Source organism: Arthrobacter sp. 24S4-2, assembly GCF_005280255.1.
Taxonomy (GTDB): domain Bacteria; phylum Actinomycetota; class Actinomycetes; order Actinomycetales; family Micrococcaceae; genus Arthrobacter.
The window spans coordinates 3,362,527-3,378,663 of record NZ_CP040018.1 but is presented as its reverse complement, the minus strand read 5'-3'; the positions used below and the strand labels follow the sequence as shown (position 1 = coordinate 3,378,663).

Annotated in this window: 15 protein-coding genes and 1 pseudogene; 13 read left to right on the top strand and 3 right to left on the bottom strand. The window is 66.9% G+C overall.

Annotation, left to right across the window (positions count from 1 at the left end):
* The first annotated feature begins 3 nt into the window (after positions 1-3).
* Both FCN77_RS15680 and FCN77_RS15675 read left to right on the top strand, forming a co-directional pair.
* Positions 4-885, top strand: coding sequence for a carbohydrate ABC transporter permease (locus FCN77_RS15680; protein ID WP_137323013.1), 882 nt, complete (start codon positions 4-6; stop codon positions 883-885).
* Positions 882-1,757: a carbohydrate ABC transporter permease gene (locus FCN77_RS15675; protein ID WP_137323012.1), complete on the top strand. Its 876-nt coding sequence runs from the start codon at positions 882-884 to the stop codon at positions 1,755-1,757. Before FCN77_RS15680 ends, FCN77_RS15675 begins: the two co-directional genes overlap by 4 nt.
* A gap of 9 nt (positions 1,758-1,766) precedes the next feature.
* Here the strand turns inward: FCN77_RS15675 and FCN77_RS15670 are convergent, their stop codons facing one another.
* Entirely contained in the window at positions 1,767-1,964 is a 198-nt protein-coding gene (locus FCN77_RS15670) for a hypothetical protein (protein WP_104173096.1), read from the bottom strand.
* Between the two features lie 165 nt (positions 1,965-2,129).
* On the opposite strand from FCN77_RS15670, the gene FCN77_RS15665 reads away from it, so the two are divergent.
* The 9 genes from FCN77_RS15665 to metE all read left to right on the top strand — a co-directional run bounded on the left by FCN77_RS15665 (position 2,130) and on the right by metE (position 12,135).
* Entirely contained in the window at positions 2,130-3,137 is a 1,008-nt protein-coding gene (locus FCN77_RS15665) for a MoxR family ATPase (RefSeq protein ID WP_137323011.1), read from the top strand.
* A 10-nt stretch (positions 3,138-3,147) separates the two neighbouring features.
* Positions 3,148-4,050, top strand: a complete 903-nt coding sequence (locus tag FCN77_RS15660) for a DUF58 domain-containing protein (RefSeq protein ID WP_137323010.1) — start codon at positions 3,148-3,150, stop codon at positions 4,048-4,050.
* The gene (locus tag FCN77_RS15655; RefSeq protein WP_137323009.1) at positions 4,040-4,507 is read left to right on the top strand and encodes a hypothetical protein; all 468 of its coding nucleotides are present in this window, start codon (positions 4,040-4,042) and stop codon (positions 4,505-4,507) included. The genes FCN77_RS15660 and FCN77_RS15655 overlap by 11 nt, the downstream gene beginning before the upstream one ends.
* On the top strand, positions 4,498-5,508 hold the full coding sequence (locus tag FCN77_RS15650) for a VWA domain-containing protein (RefSeq protein ID WP_137323008.1): 1,011 nt from the start codon (positions 4,498-4,500) through the stop codon (positions 5,506-5,508). The genes FCN77_RS15655 and FCN77_RS15650 overlap by 10 nt, the downstream gene beginning before the upstream one ends.
* On the top strand, positions 5,505-6,548 hold the full coding sequence (locus FCN77_RS15645; protein ID WP_137323007.1) for a vWA domain-containing protein: 1,044 nt from the start codon (positions 5,505-5,507) through the stop codon (positions 6,546-6,548). The genes FCN77_RS15650 and FCN77_RS15645 overlap by 4 nt, the downstream gene beginning before the upstream one ends.
* On the top strand, positions 6,545-7,327 hold the full coding sequence (locus FCN77_RS15640) for a hypothetical protein (protein ID WP_254678588.1): 783 nt from the start codon (positions 6,545-6,547) through the stop codon (positions 7,325-7,327). The genes FCN77_RS15645 and FCN77_RS15640 overlap by 4 nt, the downstream gene beginning before the upstream one ends.
* A 135-nt stretch (positions 7,328-7,462) precedes the next feature.
* Entirely contained in the window at positions 7,463-8,356 is an 894-nt protein-coding gene (locus tag FCN77_RS15635; RefSeq protein WP_137323006.1) for a CPBP family glutamic-type intramembrane protease, read from the top strand.
* A 386-nt stretch (positions 8,357-8,742) separates the two neighbouring features.
* Positions 8,743-9,714 (top strand): methylenetetrahydrofolate reductase, encoded by a 972-nt coding sequence (locus FCN77_RS15630; protein WP_137323005.1) that lies wholly within the window; start codon positions 8,743-8,745, stop codon positions 9,712-9,714.
* A gap of 75 nt (positions 9,715-9,789) precedes the next feature.
* Complete coding sequence (metE, locus tag FCN77_RS15625; RefSeq protein ID WP_137323004.1) at positions 9,790-12,135, top strand: 5-methyltetrahydropteroyltriglutamate--homocysteine S-methyltransferase; 2,346 nt, start codon at positions 9,790-9,792, stop codon at positions 12,133-12,135.
* Positions 12,136-12,276: 141 nt separating this feature from the next.
* Here the strand turns inward: metE and FCN77_RS15620 are convergent, their stop codons facing one another.
* On the bottom strand, positions 12,277-12,783 hold the full coding sequence (locus FCN77_RS15620; protein ID WP_137323003.1) for a DUF2004 domain-containing protein: 507 nt from the start codon (positions 12,781-12,783) through the stop codon (positions 12,277-12,279).
* An 83-nt stretch (positions 12,784-12,866) separates the two neighbouring features.
* The gene (locus tag FCN77_RS15615; RefSeq protein ID WP_137323002.1) at positions 12,867-13,787 is read right to left on the bottom strand and encodes a LysR family transcriptional regulator; all 921 of its coding nucleotides are present in this window, start codon (positions 13,785-13,787) and stop codon (positions 12,867-12,869) included.
* Between the two features lie 196 nt (positions 13,788-13,983).
* On the opposite strand from FCN77_RS15615, the pseudogene FCN77_RS15610 reads away from it, so the two are divergent.
* Positions 13,984-15,404 (top strand): annotated as a pseudogene (locus tag FCN77_RS15610) (NAD(P)/FAD-dependent oxidoreductase).
* Positions 15,404-16,135: a DUF1365 domain-containing protein gene (locus tag FCN77_RS15605; protein WP_137323001.1), complete on the top strand. Its 732-nt coding sequence runs from the start codon at positions 15,404-15,406 to the stop codon at positions 16,133-16,135. Before FCN77_RS15610 ends, FCN77_RS15605 begins: the two are co-directional and overlap by 1 nt.
* Positions 16,136-16,137 lie beyond the last annotated feature (2 nt).

The following is a 16,137-nucleotide window of genomic DNA, read 5'->3' as shown; positions in this document are numbered from 1 at the left end:
CGCATGGTTGTTCGAAGATCCGTCCGGCGGCAGGCCCGCCTGCTGCCGGTTGTGCCGGCAGTTCTCCTGATCCTGCTCTTCCTGGCGGCGCCCGTCCTTTGGTCCTTCCATGCGTCCTTCACCAACGCCGCCCTGACCGGCCGCAACGCCCGGAACCCGGCCTGGACGGGACTGGAGAACTACACGCGGCTGCTCAGCGACTCCGTGTTCCCTGCCTCGGTGGTGCTGACAATAGTCTTCGTCGCGGCTTCCGCGGTTGTGGGCCAGAACCTGCTGGGACTCCTTATAGCGGGCCTGATGACCCGGGCGCGGAAGTCCGTGTCGGCCGTGGTGGGAACCGCCGTGGTGGCGGCCTGGGTGCTGCCTGAGATTGTCGCTGCCTTCGCCGCCTACGCCTACTTCAGCAAGGACGGGACCCTGAACCAGCTACTCGGGACCGCGGGCCTGACCGGCGCTGACTGGCTGTATGCCTTCCCCATGGTGGCCGTGGTGCTGGCCAATATCTGGCGCGGCACGGCCTTCTCCATGCTGGTGTACCGCGCGGCCCTCAACGACTTGCCGCAGGACGTCTCCGAGGCCGCCCTGATGGACGGCGCAGCGGGGTGGCAGCGCCTGGTCTTCATTACGCTGCCGCTGATCAGGTCAAGCATCGCCACCAACCTGATGCTCGTGACCCTGCAGACCCTGGGCGTCTTTACCCTCATCTGGGTCATGACGGCCGGCGGACCGTCCAACGCGAGCACCACGCTGCCTGTCCTTGCCTACCAGGAGGCCTTCAAGTTCGGCGACATCGGCTACGGCACCGCCATCGCCTCCGTGCTCATCTTCCTGGGCCTGGTGTTCGGCGTTGCCTATGTCCGGCTGCTCAAGGGGGACAAGCGATGACGACGGCGGAACGGGCCGCCCGGCGGACAGCCCCCGGAGGTGTGGCCTCGCCGGCGCGAGGCTCGGCCAAGGTCCCGGCCGATGTTGCGCTGTTGCTGATCGGTGCCTGCTTCGTGCTGCCGCTGCTGTGGCTGGTGCTGGCGTCGCTGGACCCGAAAGCCGGGTACCAGACGGAGGTTCCCGGCAACCCCTCCCTTGGAAATTTTTCCGCCGTCCTCACCCCGGACCTGCTCATCCGGCCGCTCTGGAACAGCCTGCTGCTCTCCGGCGGGACCGCCACCGTCACCCTGGTGGCGGCCGTCCTGGCGGCGTACCCGCTGTCCCGCTTCCAGTCCAGGTTCAACAGGCCCTTTTTGTACTCGATCCTGTGCGGCACCTGCCTGCCGATCACGGCGATCATGGTGCCGGTCTACGGACTGTTCGTGCAGCTGCGGCTGCTGGATTCCATGCCAGCCACGGTTCTGTTCATGGCGGCGACCGCGCTGCCCATGGCCATCTGGATGACCAAGAACTTCATGGACACCGTCCCCGTCTCGCTCGAGGAAGCCGCATGGGTGGACGGGGCCTCCGGCCTCACGGCGCTGCGCATGGTGGTGCTGCCCCTGATGCGCCAAGGCCTCGGCGTGGTGTTCATCTTTGTTTTCATCCAGACCTGGGGCAACTTCTTCGTGCCTTTTGTCCTGCTGCTGTCCCCGTCAAAGCAGCCGGCGTCCGTCTCCATCTTCAGCTTTTTCGGACAGCACGGCGCCATCGCCTACGGACAGCTGGCCGCGTTCTCCATCCTCTATTCGGTCCCCGTCCTGGTCCTCTACGTGCTCGTGGCGCGGGGTGCCGCGGGATCCTTTGCGCTGTCCGGCGCGATGAAGGGCTGACGCCAGCCTTCAGTCGATGTCTTCGATGACCGTCCCGTACGGGACGGTGTCGTCAAGATGCGCCTGGTGGCCGTGGGGGAGGTTGAGGACCCGGACGCCGTGCGACTTTTCCGCTGCGGATTGCATGAGAATGGGTCGGACAGTGTTGATGAAACTCTCGCTCTTGCCGGCGAGGTACTCCTGGTAACTGGCTGGAAGCTGAATCATGCCATCAGGATAGACCTGCAGTGCCCCGCATGGGGAGGGCTACCCATTGCGGAACGGGCCCGCCCGCGGCTTGGATAGTATGGCCCGTGGCGGACGCCATGCGGCCGCCACGAGTCCGGGAGCAGCAGCGGCCGGTCATGACCAGCAAAACCAGGGGGACTTCCAGTGCTTCAGACTACGGCTGCCGGACGGATCGAAGCGGCGGAACTGGCCCGGGCGCAGCAGGTCATGGCCAGCATTTCGCGCAGTTTCGACGCAAAGGTGGTGGGGCAGGCCAGGCTTCGGGAATCGCTGCTGGTAGGCCTCATGACAGGGGGCCACATCCTGCTCGAAAGTGTGCCCGGCCTGGCCAAGACCACCGCTGCACAGACCGTGGCGGACGCCGTCAGCGCGGAATTCCGCAGGATCCAGTGCACGCCGGACCTGCTGCCCAGCGACATCGTTGGCACGCAGATCTACGACGCCGCGAAGGGCACCTTCGTCACCCAGCTGGGCCCGGTCCACGCCAACATCGTGCTCCTGGACGAGATCAACCGCTCCAGCGCGAAGACCCAAAGCGCCATGCTTGAGGCAATGCAGGAGCGCCAGACGTCCATCGGGGGAGTAGTGCACCGCCTGCCCGCTCCGTTCCTCGTCCTGGCGACGCAGAACCCCATTGAGCAGGAGGGCACCTACCTGCTGCCCGAGGCGCAGATGGACCGCTTTATGCTCAAGGACGTGCTGGACTACCCCACGCCGGCCGAGGAGGCTGAGATCATCCGAAGGATCGATTCCGGTGTCTTCACCGACGAACAGCGGCCGGCCGCCGCCGCGTCGCTGGATGCGGTCGTCGAGGTACAGGAGCTGGTCAAGCGCGTCTATATCGACCCGGCGATTGTCAGGTACATCGTGGGACTGGTTTTCGTGACCCGGAACGCCGCCCAGTACATCGACGCCCGCCTGGCGGGCTTCATTGAATTTGGTGCCAGCCCGCGCGCCAGCATCGCCTTCAGCCAGGCCGCCCGCGCCGTGGCCCTCCTGAACGGCCGGGACCATGTGATCCCCGAGGACGTGAAGGCGCTGGCACACCGCGTGCTCCGGCACAGGATCATCCTTGGCTTCGAGGCGGTGGCGGAGGAGGTCCCCGTCGAGACAGTCATCGACGCCATCGTGGCATCCGTCCAGACCCCCTGAGCGCGCATCCATGCCCCGCCTCCTGACGCGCGTGAAGTCGAAAATGTCCATCTTCGCGCACCGCAAGGCACGCGGAATGCTCGACGGCGAATACGGGTCCGTCTTCAAGGGCCGCAGCCTGGACTTTGAGGATCTGCGGGCCTACATCCCCGGCGACGAAGTCCGCGACATCGACTGGAAGGCGTCCGCCCGGCACGGGTCACCGCTGATCAAGCGCTATGTGGCCGTGCGCCGGCAGACCGTCCTGCTCATCACCGACACCGGGCGCAACATGGCCGCCTCATCCCTGGGCGGCGAGGAGAAAAAGGACGTCGCCGTGATGGCCCTCGGCGTTGTGGGGTACCTGGCCCAGCGGCACGGCGACGTGGTGGGAATGGTGTGCGGCGACGGGACGGCGTCCCGGTCCTGGCCGGCGAAGGCCGGCGAGGCACACCTGGAACGGCTCCTTCGCGATGTCAACGACGGCACGGCATTGACCTCCCCGCGCAGCAGCATCGTCGAACAGCTTTCCTACGTGGCGCGCAACTACGGGCAGCGCATGCTGCTCTTCGTCGTTGCAGACGAGGTGGTGCCGGACGCCGGGATGGAGCGGCTGCTGCGCCGGCTCCGCGCCCAGCACGAGATCCTCTGGCTGACGGTGCGGGACGCACAGCTGGCCGGCCCGGGCGTGCCCGGCTCAGCTAACTCCGGGCCCGAGGACCGTTACGATGTCGCGGACACCAGGTTCCTTCCCGGCAGGCTGGCAGCGTCCGAGGCGGTCATCCGTGCCTACGCCGCGGCGCAGGAACAACGGGACGGTGGCCGCGAGGCCGCGCTGCGCCGGCTGGGGATAGCCCATGTCCATGCCGGCAGCAGCCATGATGTGGTGCCCGCGGTGTTCACCCTCATGGAACGGCACCGCCGTGGAAAATGATTCGGGTTTCTATGGCCCGCTGGAGTACAGCGGGTGGTTCCTGTGGACAGGCCTGGGCCTGCTGGCACTCGTGGCGGCGTGGCTGGCCTTCGTTTTCCTGAGCACCAGGCATCGGGCGGCTTCCCACGACGCCGCCCCAGGGCCGGCGCCGGACCCGCACAGCCTCAGGCTGGAATACCTGCTGCGGATTGACGCCGTTGCGGCGGACGCCGACGCCGGACGGTTGTCCGCGCGCGCCTCCCACCAGGAGCTCAGCCTTCTGATCCGGAGCTTTGTCCGCGACACCTCAGGCATTGACGCTCCCCGGATGACGCTGGCGGAGCTGCACGGGCAGGGCATTCCGCGGGCTGCGGCGGCCATCGGCAGCCTGTATCCGGCGGAGTTCAGCCGTGAACCGCCGGAGTCCGTTGCGGCCGCCGCGGAAACGGCCCGTGAGGTGGTCCGGTCATGGAGCTGATTTTCTGGTGGATCATTCCGGTGGCACTGTTGCTGGCCGCCGGAACATACTGGCTGGTCCGGAAACGGGACGGCGGGGACAACGCCCGACGGCGGCCGGTTGCCCACGGTGATCGTCTCACCGAATTGCCGGAATACCAGGCGGCCGTACGCCGGCACCGCCGGTGGCTCACCATCACGGCCGCTGCCGGCGGGGTGCTCATGGCGGCGGCTGTGGTGGCGGCGGCCCGGCCGGCGGAACGCAGCACCGTCAGCCCGGAGCAGCGGAACCGCGACATCATCCTGTGCCTCGACGCGTCCGGGTCCATGGGCAGCGCCGACGCGGCCGTCGTAGAGGTTTTCGCCAAGCTGGCAAAGGGTTTCGACGGCGAGCGGCTGGGCCTGACCGTTTTCGACAGCAGCGCGGTGCAGGTTTTTCCCCTGACCGACGACTACGAGTACGTCCAGGAACAACTGCAGGCGGCCAAGGACGCGTTTGACGGGGCACCCGGCAGCGCCGGCTTCCTGGACGGCACGTGGAACGGCGCAGGCTCCTCGCTGATCGGCGACGGACTGGCCTCATGCGTGGAGGGCTTCCCGGCACCAGATGCAGGAGCCGGGGCGGGCACCGGGACGGAACAGCGGTCCCGCTCCGTCATCCTCGCCACCGATAATTACGTCTCGGGCGACCCCATCTTCACCCTGGAGGAGGCGGGGACGCTGGCCAGGAAGAAGGGAGTCCGCGTCTATGCCCTTAACCCGGGCGACTACGACTACGGAACGGACGCGGGACAGCCGGGGGCGCAATTGCGCGCGGCGGCTGAAGGGACGGGCGGCGCGTATTACGGCCTGGACAGTCCGGATGCAGTCCCCGACATCATCCGGAAGGTCCAGTCGACGGAAGCCACGGCATTCCGGGCCGCCCCGCAGGCCGTGGTGGCGGACCGTGCCGAGATCCCGCTGGCAATCGCGCTGGTGTCCGGCCTGGTGCTGGCCGTTGCATCCCGGAGGCTGAGGCCATGACCTTCCAACCCATCTGGCCGTGGTGGATCATCGGGCCGGTAATCCTCGCCAGCCTTGCACTGCTGGGGTGGACTGCCGTCCGGCCTGCATCCCGCGCTGCTGCATCCCGCGGTGCTGCATCCAAGGCCGGCGCCACGCGCCGGGCCTGGCTGCTTCCGGCCGCGCTCGTGGGGCTCCTGCTGCTGGCCGCGGTCCGGCCGGGAGTGTCCGGCGGCAGCGTCCGGGCGGCTGCCGCCGATCTGAACGTGTTCTTCGTGGTGGACACCACCAGCAGCATCGCAGCGGAGGACTACGGAAACGGCGGCACCAGGCTAGATGGCGTCCGGAAGGACATCATGGCCATCGCCGCGGAACTCGCCGGGGCCAGGTTCTCCCTGGTCACCTTCGACTCCCAGGCCGTGGTTCGCATGCCGCTCACCACTGATGCCTCTGCCCTGGACACCTTGACGGCCGTGCTGGAACCGCAGGTCACCGTGTACTCGACGGGCAGCAGTGTGACGGTAGCCCGGACGGTGCTCAACGAACGGCTGAAGGCAGCCCGGGACAGCCACCCTGAGCGGCCACGGATTGTCTACTACCTTGGCGACGGCGAGCAGACCAGCGGCAAGCAGCCGGAACCCATCCGCGTGGACGAATCACTGGTGAACGGTGGCGCGGTGCTCGGCTACGGGACGGCGGAAGGCGGACGGATGAAGGAGAAAGCCAGCTATTCGGCTGACGGAGGCGCCAGCTACATCCAGGACCGCAGCGGCGGAAGCACCGGGGACGCCGTGTCCCGAATCGACGAAGACAAGCTGCGGGAGATCGCGGCACAGCTCGGAGTTCCGTATGTCCACCGCACAGCAGCGGACGCGGTGGCCCCGATGATGCAGGCCGCGAAACCAGGGGCGCTCAAGGACACGTCGGAGTCACTGGAGGGCCGGGTGGAGCTCTACTGGGCCCCGGCACTGGCTGCGTTTGTTCTTGCGCTGTGGGAGAGCCTCAGGGTGCTTCGACAGCTGAGGCAGCTCAAGCCGGCGAAAAAGGAAGCGAGCGCATGACCCGGCTCATGAACCAACGCATGACCCGGGAACCGGTGGCGGCAGCCCGAAGGAAGGTGCGCCGCCGCCGGATGCTGCTCGTTTCGGCAGTGCCGGGGCTCCTCGCCGTGGCGCTCGCGGTCAAACTCCTGGCCGCCGCATCCTTCGGCAGCCAGGCTGCGGAGGCGTTCACCGGGGGCGACCAGGCCGGCGTCTCGTCGGCCGCCGCCGGGATGGGAATTGCGAATGTGGTGGAACGGCACAAGGCGCCGTTTGCCGCAGGGGACGCGCTGACCCTGGCCGGGGACTACGCCGGTGCCCGGACACTCTTCGAAACGGCCCTCGCTGACGCGCCGCCGGGTGATGAGTGCAAAATCCGGGTCAATCTGGTCCTCAGCATTGAGAAGTTGGCGGACAAGAGCGCCGAGTCGCCGGATTCCGGGACTGACGCTGCCCGGCTCTACGGTGAGGGCCTGGCGGCGGTGAAGGCCGCCCCGCCCGAGTGCTTCACCGCCGGAAGCAATGAAGGCAGCGCGAACGGTGCCGACGGCGAGGGCGACCGCCTCCGGGAGGCGGAAGATCGGCTGAAGGCCAAAGCGGACCAGCTTGCCGGCACTGATGTGAAACCCGACGGCGGCGCCGATGAGCAGCCGCAGCCCGACCCCGAACCGCAGCAGAGCCAGCTGGACAAGCTCGACGAGTCCGCCAAGTCCGCGCAGCGGGAGCGGAACGACGGCAGGCAACGGGACGAATACCTGGGGAACGCCGATGCCGGGTACGGTACGGACAAGCCCTGGTGACCTGGGAGTCCTAACCTGCCGCAGGCAATCCGGGCGGTGATGCAGGGAGATTGCGACCAAATCCCCTAGCGCCAAGCACTGGCGCGGACCACGCTGATAACGGGGGAAAGCGGAGCAATAGAGCGGCGGGTCCTCATGAAAATTGCAGGAACTGATAACGGGCCTAAATGGATGTGGGCCCTGTGGCTCGTTGCGGCAATGCTGTCACTGGCGGTCCTGGACCTGACCGTATTCGGTTTGGTGATCCCGGCATCGGCACTTGTGCTCGCCGTCCTCACAGGCCGCGGACGTAGGCTGCGGGGCAGCGCACGGCAAACGGTCGACAAGCTGGATCTGGCCGTGGTCGCGGCACTGTACCTCGCCGTCGTCGTGCTCTTCCGCGTGGCGTTCACCGTCTTCACCGCTGCCAACGTCCTGGGCCTCTTCCTATGCTTCGGCGCCGGACTTGTCCTGGGGGTCGCCGGGCCGGTGTTCTACACGGTACGGCGTGGGCGGCCATTGTCCGATTTGGGTCTGTGGCTGGGGAACTGGCAAGAGGCTGTCGTCCTAGGCTTTGTTCTGGCCGCAATCCAGTTCGCCATCACGCTCTGGGGCTATGCCTTGCCCGCCCCCGTGGACTGGGTTCCCCTGCTCGTAATGTCCTTGACCGTCGGCGCATTCGAGACGGTATTTTTCCGTGGTTTCGTCCAAACGCGCCTCAGCGCCAGCCTGGGCCGGATCCCCGGCATAGCACTGGCGGCCGCCCTGTACGCGGCGTACCACGTTGGCTACGGGATGAGCGGGGAAGGAATGGTTTTTTTGTTCGGGCTTGGCGTTGTGTACGCCGTGGCGATTGCGCTGGTGCGGAACATCCTGGTCCTGTGGCCGTTGCTCACTCCGCTGGGTTCGTTCTTCAACAACCTCAACATCGGGGACATCGAGCTGCCATGGGAGGCGATCCTGGGATTCGCTGATGTCCTGGGTCTTATGGTCGCTGCGGTGTGGTTGGGGCGCAGGCGGCTGCGGAAAGCGGCCCGCCGCCAGGCCTGAAGCCGCAGACAGCAGGCCGGCGGACTCTGGCGCTGGTCAATTTGCGGTCCTTGGGCGAACAATGTTCTGTGCGGTGACGCAACAGAGCGTAAAGCTGCGTCTTAATTCGGCGGCCAGCTTGAACCCTCCCGTGTGCGGGCCCTAGAGTCTTATACAAGTTACCGAGGTAACGTGTCAGCGATCCTCCGCCAGGAGGGTGTGGGTGCCCCCATGTGGGCCTGACATTTGCTCACGGACAACTTCCTGTCAGGCGTAACAGTCGCGGCTGCGCCCTGCCGAAGTTCACTCCGTGTTCCCCAAACTCAAACTCATTGACGGCACAGCGTTTCCGAGGTCCCATGGACTGAGGCGCAGCTGCCGCCAATGGCTCAAAGCCAAGGACGCAAATGTCACCACCTAGCCTGATTGACACACACCCGAACCTTTCCGACGCCGCTCCGGTGGCGCTCTCCTATGAGCTTTTCCCGCCCCGTTCACCGGCTGCCGCGGAGTCGCTCTGGACCACCATTGGCGAACTGGAATCCACGGATCCGGACTACGTATCCGTGACCTACGGCGCCAGCGGCTCCAACCGGGACACGGCCGTTGAACTCATCAACCGGCTCCTGCTGGAGACGACGCTCCGCCCGCTGGCCCACCTGACTTGCGTGGGCAACACGCCCCAGGAGCTGTCCGAAATCATCGGCGAACTGCTCGACGTCGGGGTGCGCGGGATCCTGGCGCTTCGCGGCGACCAGCCCAAGGATGGCGCGGCGCCGGTCGCCGGTTCCCTGCGTTACGCCCAGGACCTGATCGAACTGATCCGCCGCGTGGAGCAGCGCCGTTCAGCCCTGCTGTGTGCGGGCAAGGTGGCGGTCGGCGTGGCCGCGTATCCCACCCGGCACCCGGAATCACCCACTGAGGCGCACGACGTCGAGGTGCTGCTGGCCAAGCAGCGCTCCGGTGCCGACTTTGCCATCACCCAGGTGTTCTTCCACACGGAGCAGTACGCCGACCTCATCACAAGGGCACGGCGGGCAGGGGTCACCATCCCCATCATCCCGGGCGTGATGCCACTGACCAGCGTGCGCCGGCTGACCCGCCTGGGCGAGCTGACCGGCGTCGAGCCCGCTCCGGACCTGATGGCACGGCTGGCTGCCGCGGATACCGACTCCGAACGCCGCCTGATCGGCGTCCGCGCCACGGTGGATCTTGCCAATGCCGCCCTGGACGCCGGAGCGCCGGGCATCCACCTGTACACCTTCAACGAACATGCCTGCGCGCTGGAGGTCCTGGACAAGCTCGCCCTGCCCCGCCCCGCCCGCCCGGCGAGCAGGCTCAACGCCATTGCCCGCCGGCACCAGGAAATGGCGAGCTGAGGGCTCCGTCCACTCCGGCACCAAACACAGCACCAAACACCCCCGATTTTCACCAAGACATCCAAGGAATTTCACATGACTGAGCAGAACACCCCGGCCGTGGCCACTCCGTTCCCGTCCGCCTCGATCCTGGGCTACCCGCGCATCGGCCGCCGCCGCGAACTCAAGAAGGCCGTCGAAGCCTACTGGGCCGGGAAGATCGACGCCGCCGCGCTGGACGCCGCCGCCAAGGAAATCCAGCTGGGCACCGCCAAGCGCCTGCAGGGCCTGGGCCTGACCGAAGCCGCCGCCGTTCCGGGCACCTTCTCCTTCTACGACCAGGTGCTCGACGCCGCCGCCCACCTCGGCGCCGTACCGGCCCGTTTCGGCAACCTCCTCAACGCTGAGGGACAGCTGGACATCGACGGCTACTTCACCCTGGCCCGCGGCAACAAGGAAGAGCAGCCGCTGGAAATGACCAAGTGGTTCGACACCAACTACCACTACCTCGTGCCGGAAATCGGCCCGGAGACCAACTTCGCGCTGACCTCCAACCGCATCGTTGAAGAGTTCGAATATGCGCTGGCCAACGGCGTGGAGACCCGCCCGTACATCGTGGGCCCGGTCACCTTCCTGCTCCTGAGCAAGGCTTCCGACGACGCCCCGGCCGGCTTCAGCCCGCTGTCCCGCCTCGAGGACGTCCTCCCGGTCTACACCGCGCTGCTGGAGAAGCTGGCCGCTGCCGGCGCCAGCTGGGTCCAGCTTGACGAGCCCGCCCTCGTGGTTGACCAGGACACCTCCGCCGAGGAGACCCAGGCCGCCGTTGCCCGCTCCTACGAGGTCCTCTCAGGTGCCGCCAAGCGCCCGCAGCTGTTCGTCTCCACCCCGTATGGCGCCCTCAACGGCCAGCTCGGCACCCTCGCCGCCACCAACATCGACGCCCTGCACATCGACGTCTTCAAGGGCGCCGTCCCCTCCGCTGCAGCACTTGCCGCACTGGGAAGCAAGACCCTGGTTGCCGGCGTCGTTGACGGCCACAACATCTGGCGCAACGATCTTGCCGCCTCTGCGGACAAGATCGCCGAACTGAAGAAGTCGGTGGCCAAGCTGGCCATCAGCACCTCCACCTCCACCCAGCACGTCCCGCACGACGTCGCGGAAGAGGCACAGCTGTCCGAGCAGCTCCGCAGCTGGCTGGCATTCGCCGACCAGAAGGCCGTTGAGGTTGTAACCCTTGCCGGCCTGCTGACCGACGCAGCCGCCGTGCAGCCGGCCATCGATGAGGCCACCCGCATCATCGCTTCCCGCGCCGCCGCCGAGGGCGTCCAGCGCGCCGACGTCCGGGCACGCACCGCCGCCCTGACCCCCGCCGACTTCAACCGCTCCGAGTACTCGGTCCGCGAAGCCGCCCAGGAAGAGGCCCTGCACCTGCCGCCGCTGCCCACCACCACCATCGGCTCCTTCCCGCAGACGTCCGAAATCCGTTCGGCCCGTGCCCGCAACAACAAGGGCGACCTCACCAACGAGCAGTACGAGCAGCTTATGAAGGACGAGATAAAGCGCGTCGTCGACCTGCAGGAAGAGCTCGGCTACGACGTCCTGGTGCACGGCGAGCCCGAGCGCAACGACATGGTCCAGTACTTCGCCGAGAACCTGGAAGGCTTCGACGTCACGGTCCACGGCTGGGTCCAGTCCTACGGTTCACGCTGCACCCGCCCGTCCATCCTGTGGGGCGACGTCACCCGTAGCGCCCCCATCACGGTGGCCTGGGCAGAGTACGCCCAGTCGCTGACCAGCAAGCCCATGAAGGGCATGCTCACCGGTCCGGTCACCATCCTGGCCTGGTCCTTCGTCCGCGACGACCAGCCGCTGGGCGAGACCGCCAACCAGGTGGGCCTGGCGCTGCGCGACGAAATCGCCGACCTCGAAGCTGCCGGCATCAAGGTCATCCAGGTGGACGAGCCCGCCCTGCGCGAACTCCTGCCCCTGCGCAAGGCCGACCAGGCCGCCTACCTGGACTGGTCCGTGAACTCGTTCCGCCTGGCCACCGCCGGTGCTGCCGATGCCACCCAGATCCACACCCACCTGTGCTACTCGGAGTTCGGCGCCATCATCGACGCCATCGACGGACTGGACGCGGACGTGACCTCCATCGAGGCCGCACGTTCACGCATGGAGGTTGTCCACGACCTCGAGTCCCACGGCTTCGGCCGCGGCGTGGGTCCGGGCGTTTACGACATCCACTCGCCGCGCGTTCCGGGTGAGCAGGAAGTCACCGAGTTGCTCAGCACCGCCGTGAAGCACGTTCCGTCCCGCCAGCTCTGGGTCAACCCGGACTGCGGCCTGAAGACCCGCGGCTACGCCGAGACCGAAGAGTCCCTGCGCAACCTCGTCGCAGCCACCAGGACGGTCCGCGCCGAACTGCTCGAAGCAGCCAAGTAGCAGCTGCCAAGTAAGCACCACCGCAAAACGTACGACGGCGGCCGGTCACCTCAGGTGACCGGCCGCCGTCGGACTTTAACTATCGGTTGCTGAGCAACCGCCGTTTTGAGGGTTCAAAAGGGCCGTAGTGGAGCAGTCGATTTAGGACTCCCAGACGATTTCATCGTCCACCACACCGTCCTCGTCGGCGGACGCCACAAGCACTTCGTCGGTGAAGTGCTCGCCCAGGGTGAAGTCCAGGACAAAGTAGCGTTCCGGCTGGCCGGGGTAGATTCCCACGTGGCCAAGTTTCAGGGCTTTGAGGAACACGGCGTTCGTCAGCTGGTTTCTGTCCTCGACGCCGAAAACCTTCTTGAGATGCTCTTCCTTGATGGCATTGCAGTGGAAGTGCCGGTATTCCTGGGGGCTGGTGCCTTCCTGCTCCAGTTCTTCGGCGATCATGTCCCGCACCTGGTCCACGAGCTCGGGCAGGTACCGCAGCCGGTAGTCCACCTTGTGCATGGCGGCCTCGTCGAAGTGGTCATGCGCATTGATGTTCAGGTCCAGTTCAACCGGATGGCCGCCCAGTTCATGCCTTGCGGCGATGTTGTGGTCCCTGCCGTGATTGAGCTCGATCTCACCAAAGTGCCGGCTCGCTACCTTGTTCATATCTTCAACATAGACCTCTGAGGCAGTCCATTCCAGCATCGGGGATTTTTTGTCTGCGACGGTGCCCCGGGCCCGGGACCCGTTCAGCCCTTGCCGGCAGTGCCCAGGCTGTTCAGGGTGTCGGCCAGGAGCTCGACGAAGAGCTGCACGCGCGCCGTCTGCTTGTCGTTGATGAGCAGGGCGAACACGTTCCGGGCCAGCCTGATCTCCGGAACGTCCAGGACCACCACTCCCGAGGGCCGGTGCCTCAGCGCCAGTTCCGGAACCAGCGCCGCGCCCAGGCCGGAGGCGGCCATTTCGAGGCTCGCATGGAAGTCGTCACTGTAGGCCACCACCCGCGGGTGGAGGTTACAGCTGGCAAACAGCCGTTCAATCACGGTGGCATCGCTGGTGCCCGGGTGGTGGACGATCCACGGCATGTCGGACAGGTGGTCCGCGGCCACCTTGGCGTCCGTGCGGAAACCCCAGGCCGCGGGGAGCACTACGCGGAAGTTGTCGTCGCCTATCCACTGGCGGTTCAGCGTGTGCGGCCAGGCCAGGCCGGACTGGCCCACCTGATAGACCAGGGCAACATCCAGTTCGCCCCCGGTGCGCAGCCCCTGGATGGTCTGCGCGGGCTCGGCCACGGAAACCCGGAGATCGATGCCGAGTTTTTTCCATGCCGGGTTACGCAGGATCAGCGGCAGGACGTACGTGGCGAGGCTGGGGAAGATGCCCAGCCTGAGCTCCTGGCTGGTGGCGTCGTGGGTCCTGGACGCGGCGGCCATGAGGGCCTCGATATCGGTCAGGACCTTGGCGGCGTGCCGCGTCATCACCAGGGCGGCCTCGGTGGGATGGATGCTGCGGGCCGAACGCTGGAAGAGATCAACGCCCGTGTCCCGCTCCAGGGCGGACATCTGCTGCGACACCGCGGAAGCCGTGTACCCCAGCCGGTTGGCTGCCGCCGCGAACGATCCCAGCCGGGTGACTTCGACGAGGGTCCGCAAATGAACTGGGTTGATCAATGGTTGCCCTTCGCCTTCGGAAATCCCGCTTCATTGTGGCATATAGCCCCGTGGCCCCGGAACGTCGCCGGCCCGGGGCTTTGCTGATGCCGGAGAAACGCGTCAAAGCGACTGGCTGAAATTAATACTCATCCGGCCGCCCATCGGTGACGAATTGCCCATAAGACGAATCAGGCGAAGTCAAGAGGAGCAGATAGTGTCGCAAGCAGCAACGATTCCGGACGGCCGGCGGGTGGCCGTCATAGGCAGCGGGGTGGCGGGACTGACCTCGGCCTATGTCCTGAACCAGCGGGACAACGTGACGCTTTTCGAAGCCGACCACCGGCTGGGCGGCCACGCCCACACGCATGACGTGGAGCAGGCTGACGGTACCGTCCTGGGGGTGGACACGGGCTTCATCGTCCACAACAACCGGACGTACCCCACGCTGCTGCGGCTCTTCAGGGAGCTGGGGTGGAGACCCAGGCCTCGGAGATGAGCATGTCTGTCCGCTGCGACGGCTGCGGCCTTGAATACGCCGGCGCCCGCGCCAAAGGGCGCGGCATCATTCCCCGGGCCTCCACCCTGCTGCGCGGACGGTACCTGCTGATGCTGCTGGAGGTGACGCGGTTCCACCGCCGCGCCCGCGCGTTGCTTGCCGGCGAACAGCTAGCAGCCGCCGCGGATGCCGGGCAGGACGGCACGACGCTGGCGGACTTCCTGGCCCGGGAGAAGTTCAGCCGCTACTTCGTTTCGCACTTCATGACCCCCGTGGTCAGCGCCGTGTGGTCCTGCGATCCCGCCACCGCGCTGGCGTACCCGGCACGCTACCTCTTCACCTTCCTGGCCCACCACGGCCTTCTGGGCGTGACCGGCTCGCCGCAGTGGCGCACGGTGACCGGCGGCTCCCGCACCTACGTGGACAAGCTCGCCGCCACCCTGCCGGACGTCCGCCTCGCCAGCCCGGTCACCGCGGTGCGCCGCCATGCCGACGGGATCGAACTGGCCACCCCGCTGGGCAGCGAGAATTTCGACGCCGTGGTGATCGCAACGCACCCCGGGCAGGCCCTCCGCATGCTGGCGGATGCGTCGTCCGAGGAGACGAACGCGCTGGGCAACATGCCTTACTCGGTCAACCACACGGTCTTCCACCGCGACGAAGCCGTCCTGCCGTCCAGCGGCAATGCCAAGGCGTCCTGGAACTACCGGCTGCCGTCCTGCGACGCGCGGCCGGACAAAGTCCTGGTCAGCTACGACATGACGCGCCTGCAACGGCTCGCACCGGCCGACGGCGGCCGCTACATCGTGAGCCTGGGGGAGTCCGCACTCATCTCCGACGGGACGGTCCTGGACACGATGGTCTACGAACATCCGCAGTACACACCCGAATCGCTGCGGGCCCAGCAGCAGATCCTGGCGCTGGGGGACGGTCGCCTTGCCTTCGCCGGTGCATACCACGGCTGGGGATTCCACGAGGACGGCGCCCTCTCGGGGGTCCGGGCGGCGGCCCGGCTCGGACGTGACTGGGAACAGCAGACTGTCCCTTCCAATCCCGCACTGTCCTCTAACCCCGCACTGTCCCCTAATCCCGCACTGTCCCGTCCCGGCCTGCAGAGCGTCGCCGCGGAGGGGGCCTGATGAGTACCCAGGCAGCCATCTACCGGACCTCCATCGCCCATGTGCGCCGCACGCCGCTGCACAATGCGTTCACCTACCGGAGCTACAGCTGGTACGTCGACGTCGATCGGCTCCCCGCGGTGCCCTGGCCGCTCCGGCCGCTCGCGGAGTTCCGCGTCTCGGACCACCTCGGCGACCCGGAAGGCTCGCTGCGCAGCAACGTCGAACGGTTCCTGCGGACCCGGGGGATCGAGCCCGACGGCGGCCGGATCACCATGCTGGCCAGCGCCCGGGTGTTCGGGCACGTGTTCAATCCGCTGAGCCTGTTCTGGTGCCACGACGCCGCGGGGGAGCCGCGCTGCGTCGTGGCCGAGGTGCACAACACCTACGGGGAGCGGCACTGCTATCTGCTCGAAACGGACGACGCCGGCCGGGCCAGCGTCCCCAAGGCGTTCTACGTATCGCCGTTCAACGACGTCGAAGGCCAGTACCGGATGAAACTCCCGGAACCGGCGGAGCGGCTCGCCGTTTCCATCGTGTTGGAGCGAGAAGGGCACAAGCCGTTCATCGCCACCGTGGACGGTGAACGCCGTGAGGCCACCGTGCGGAACATCCTCGCCGCGGCGCTCGCGGTTCCGTTGGCGCCGCTGCGTGTCTCCGCACAGATCCGCTGGCAGGGGATCAAGCTTTGGGCACGTCGGCTGCCCGTCATCAAAAGACCACATCATCCCTCACAGGAGGCAGTTCAGTGACA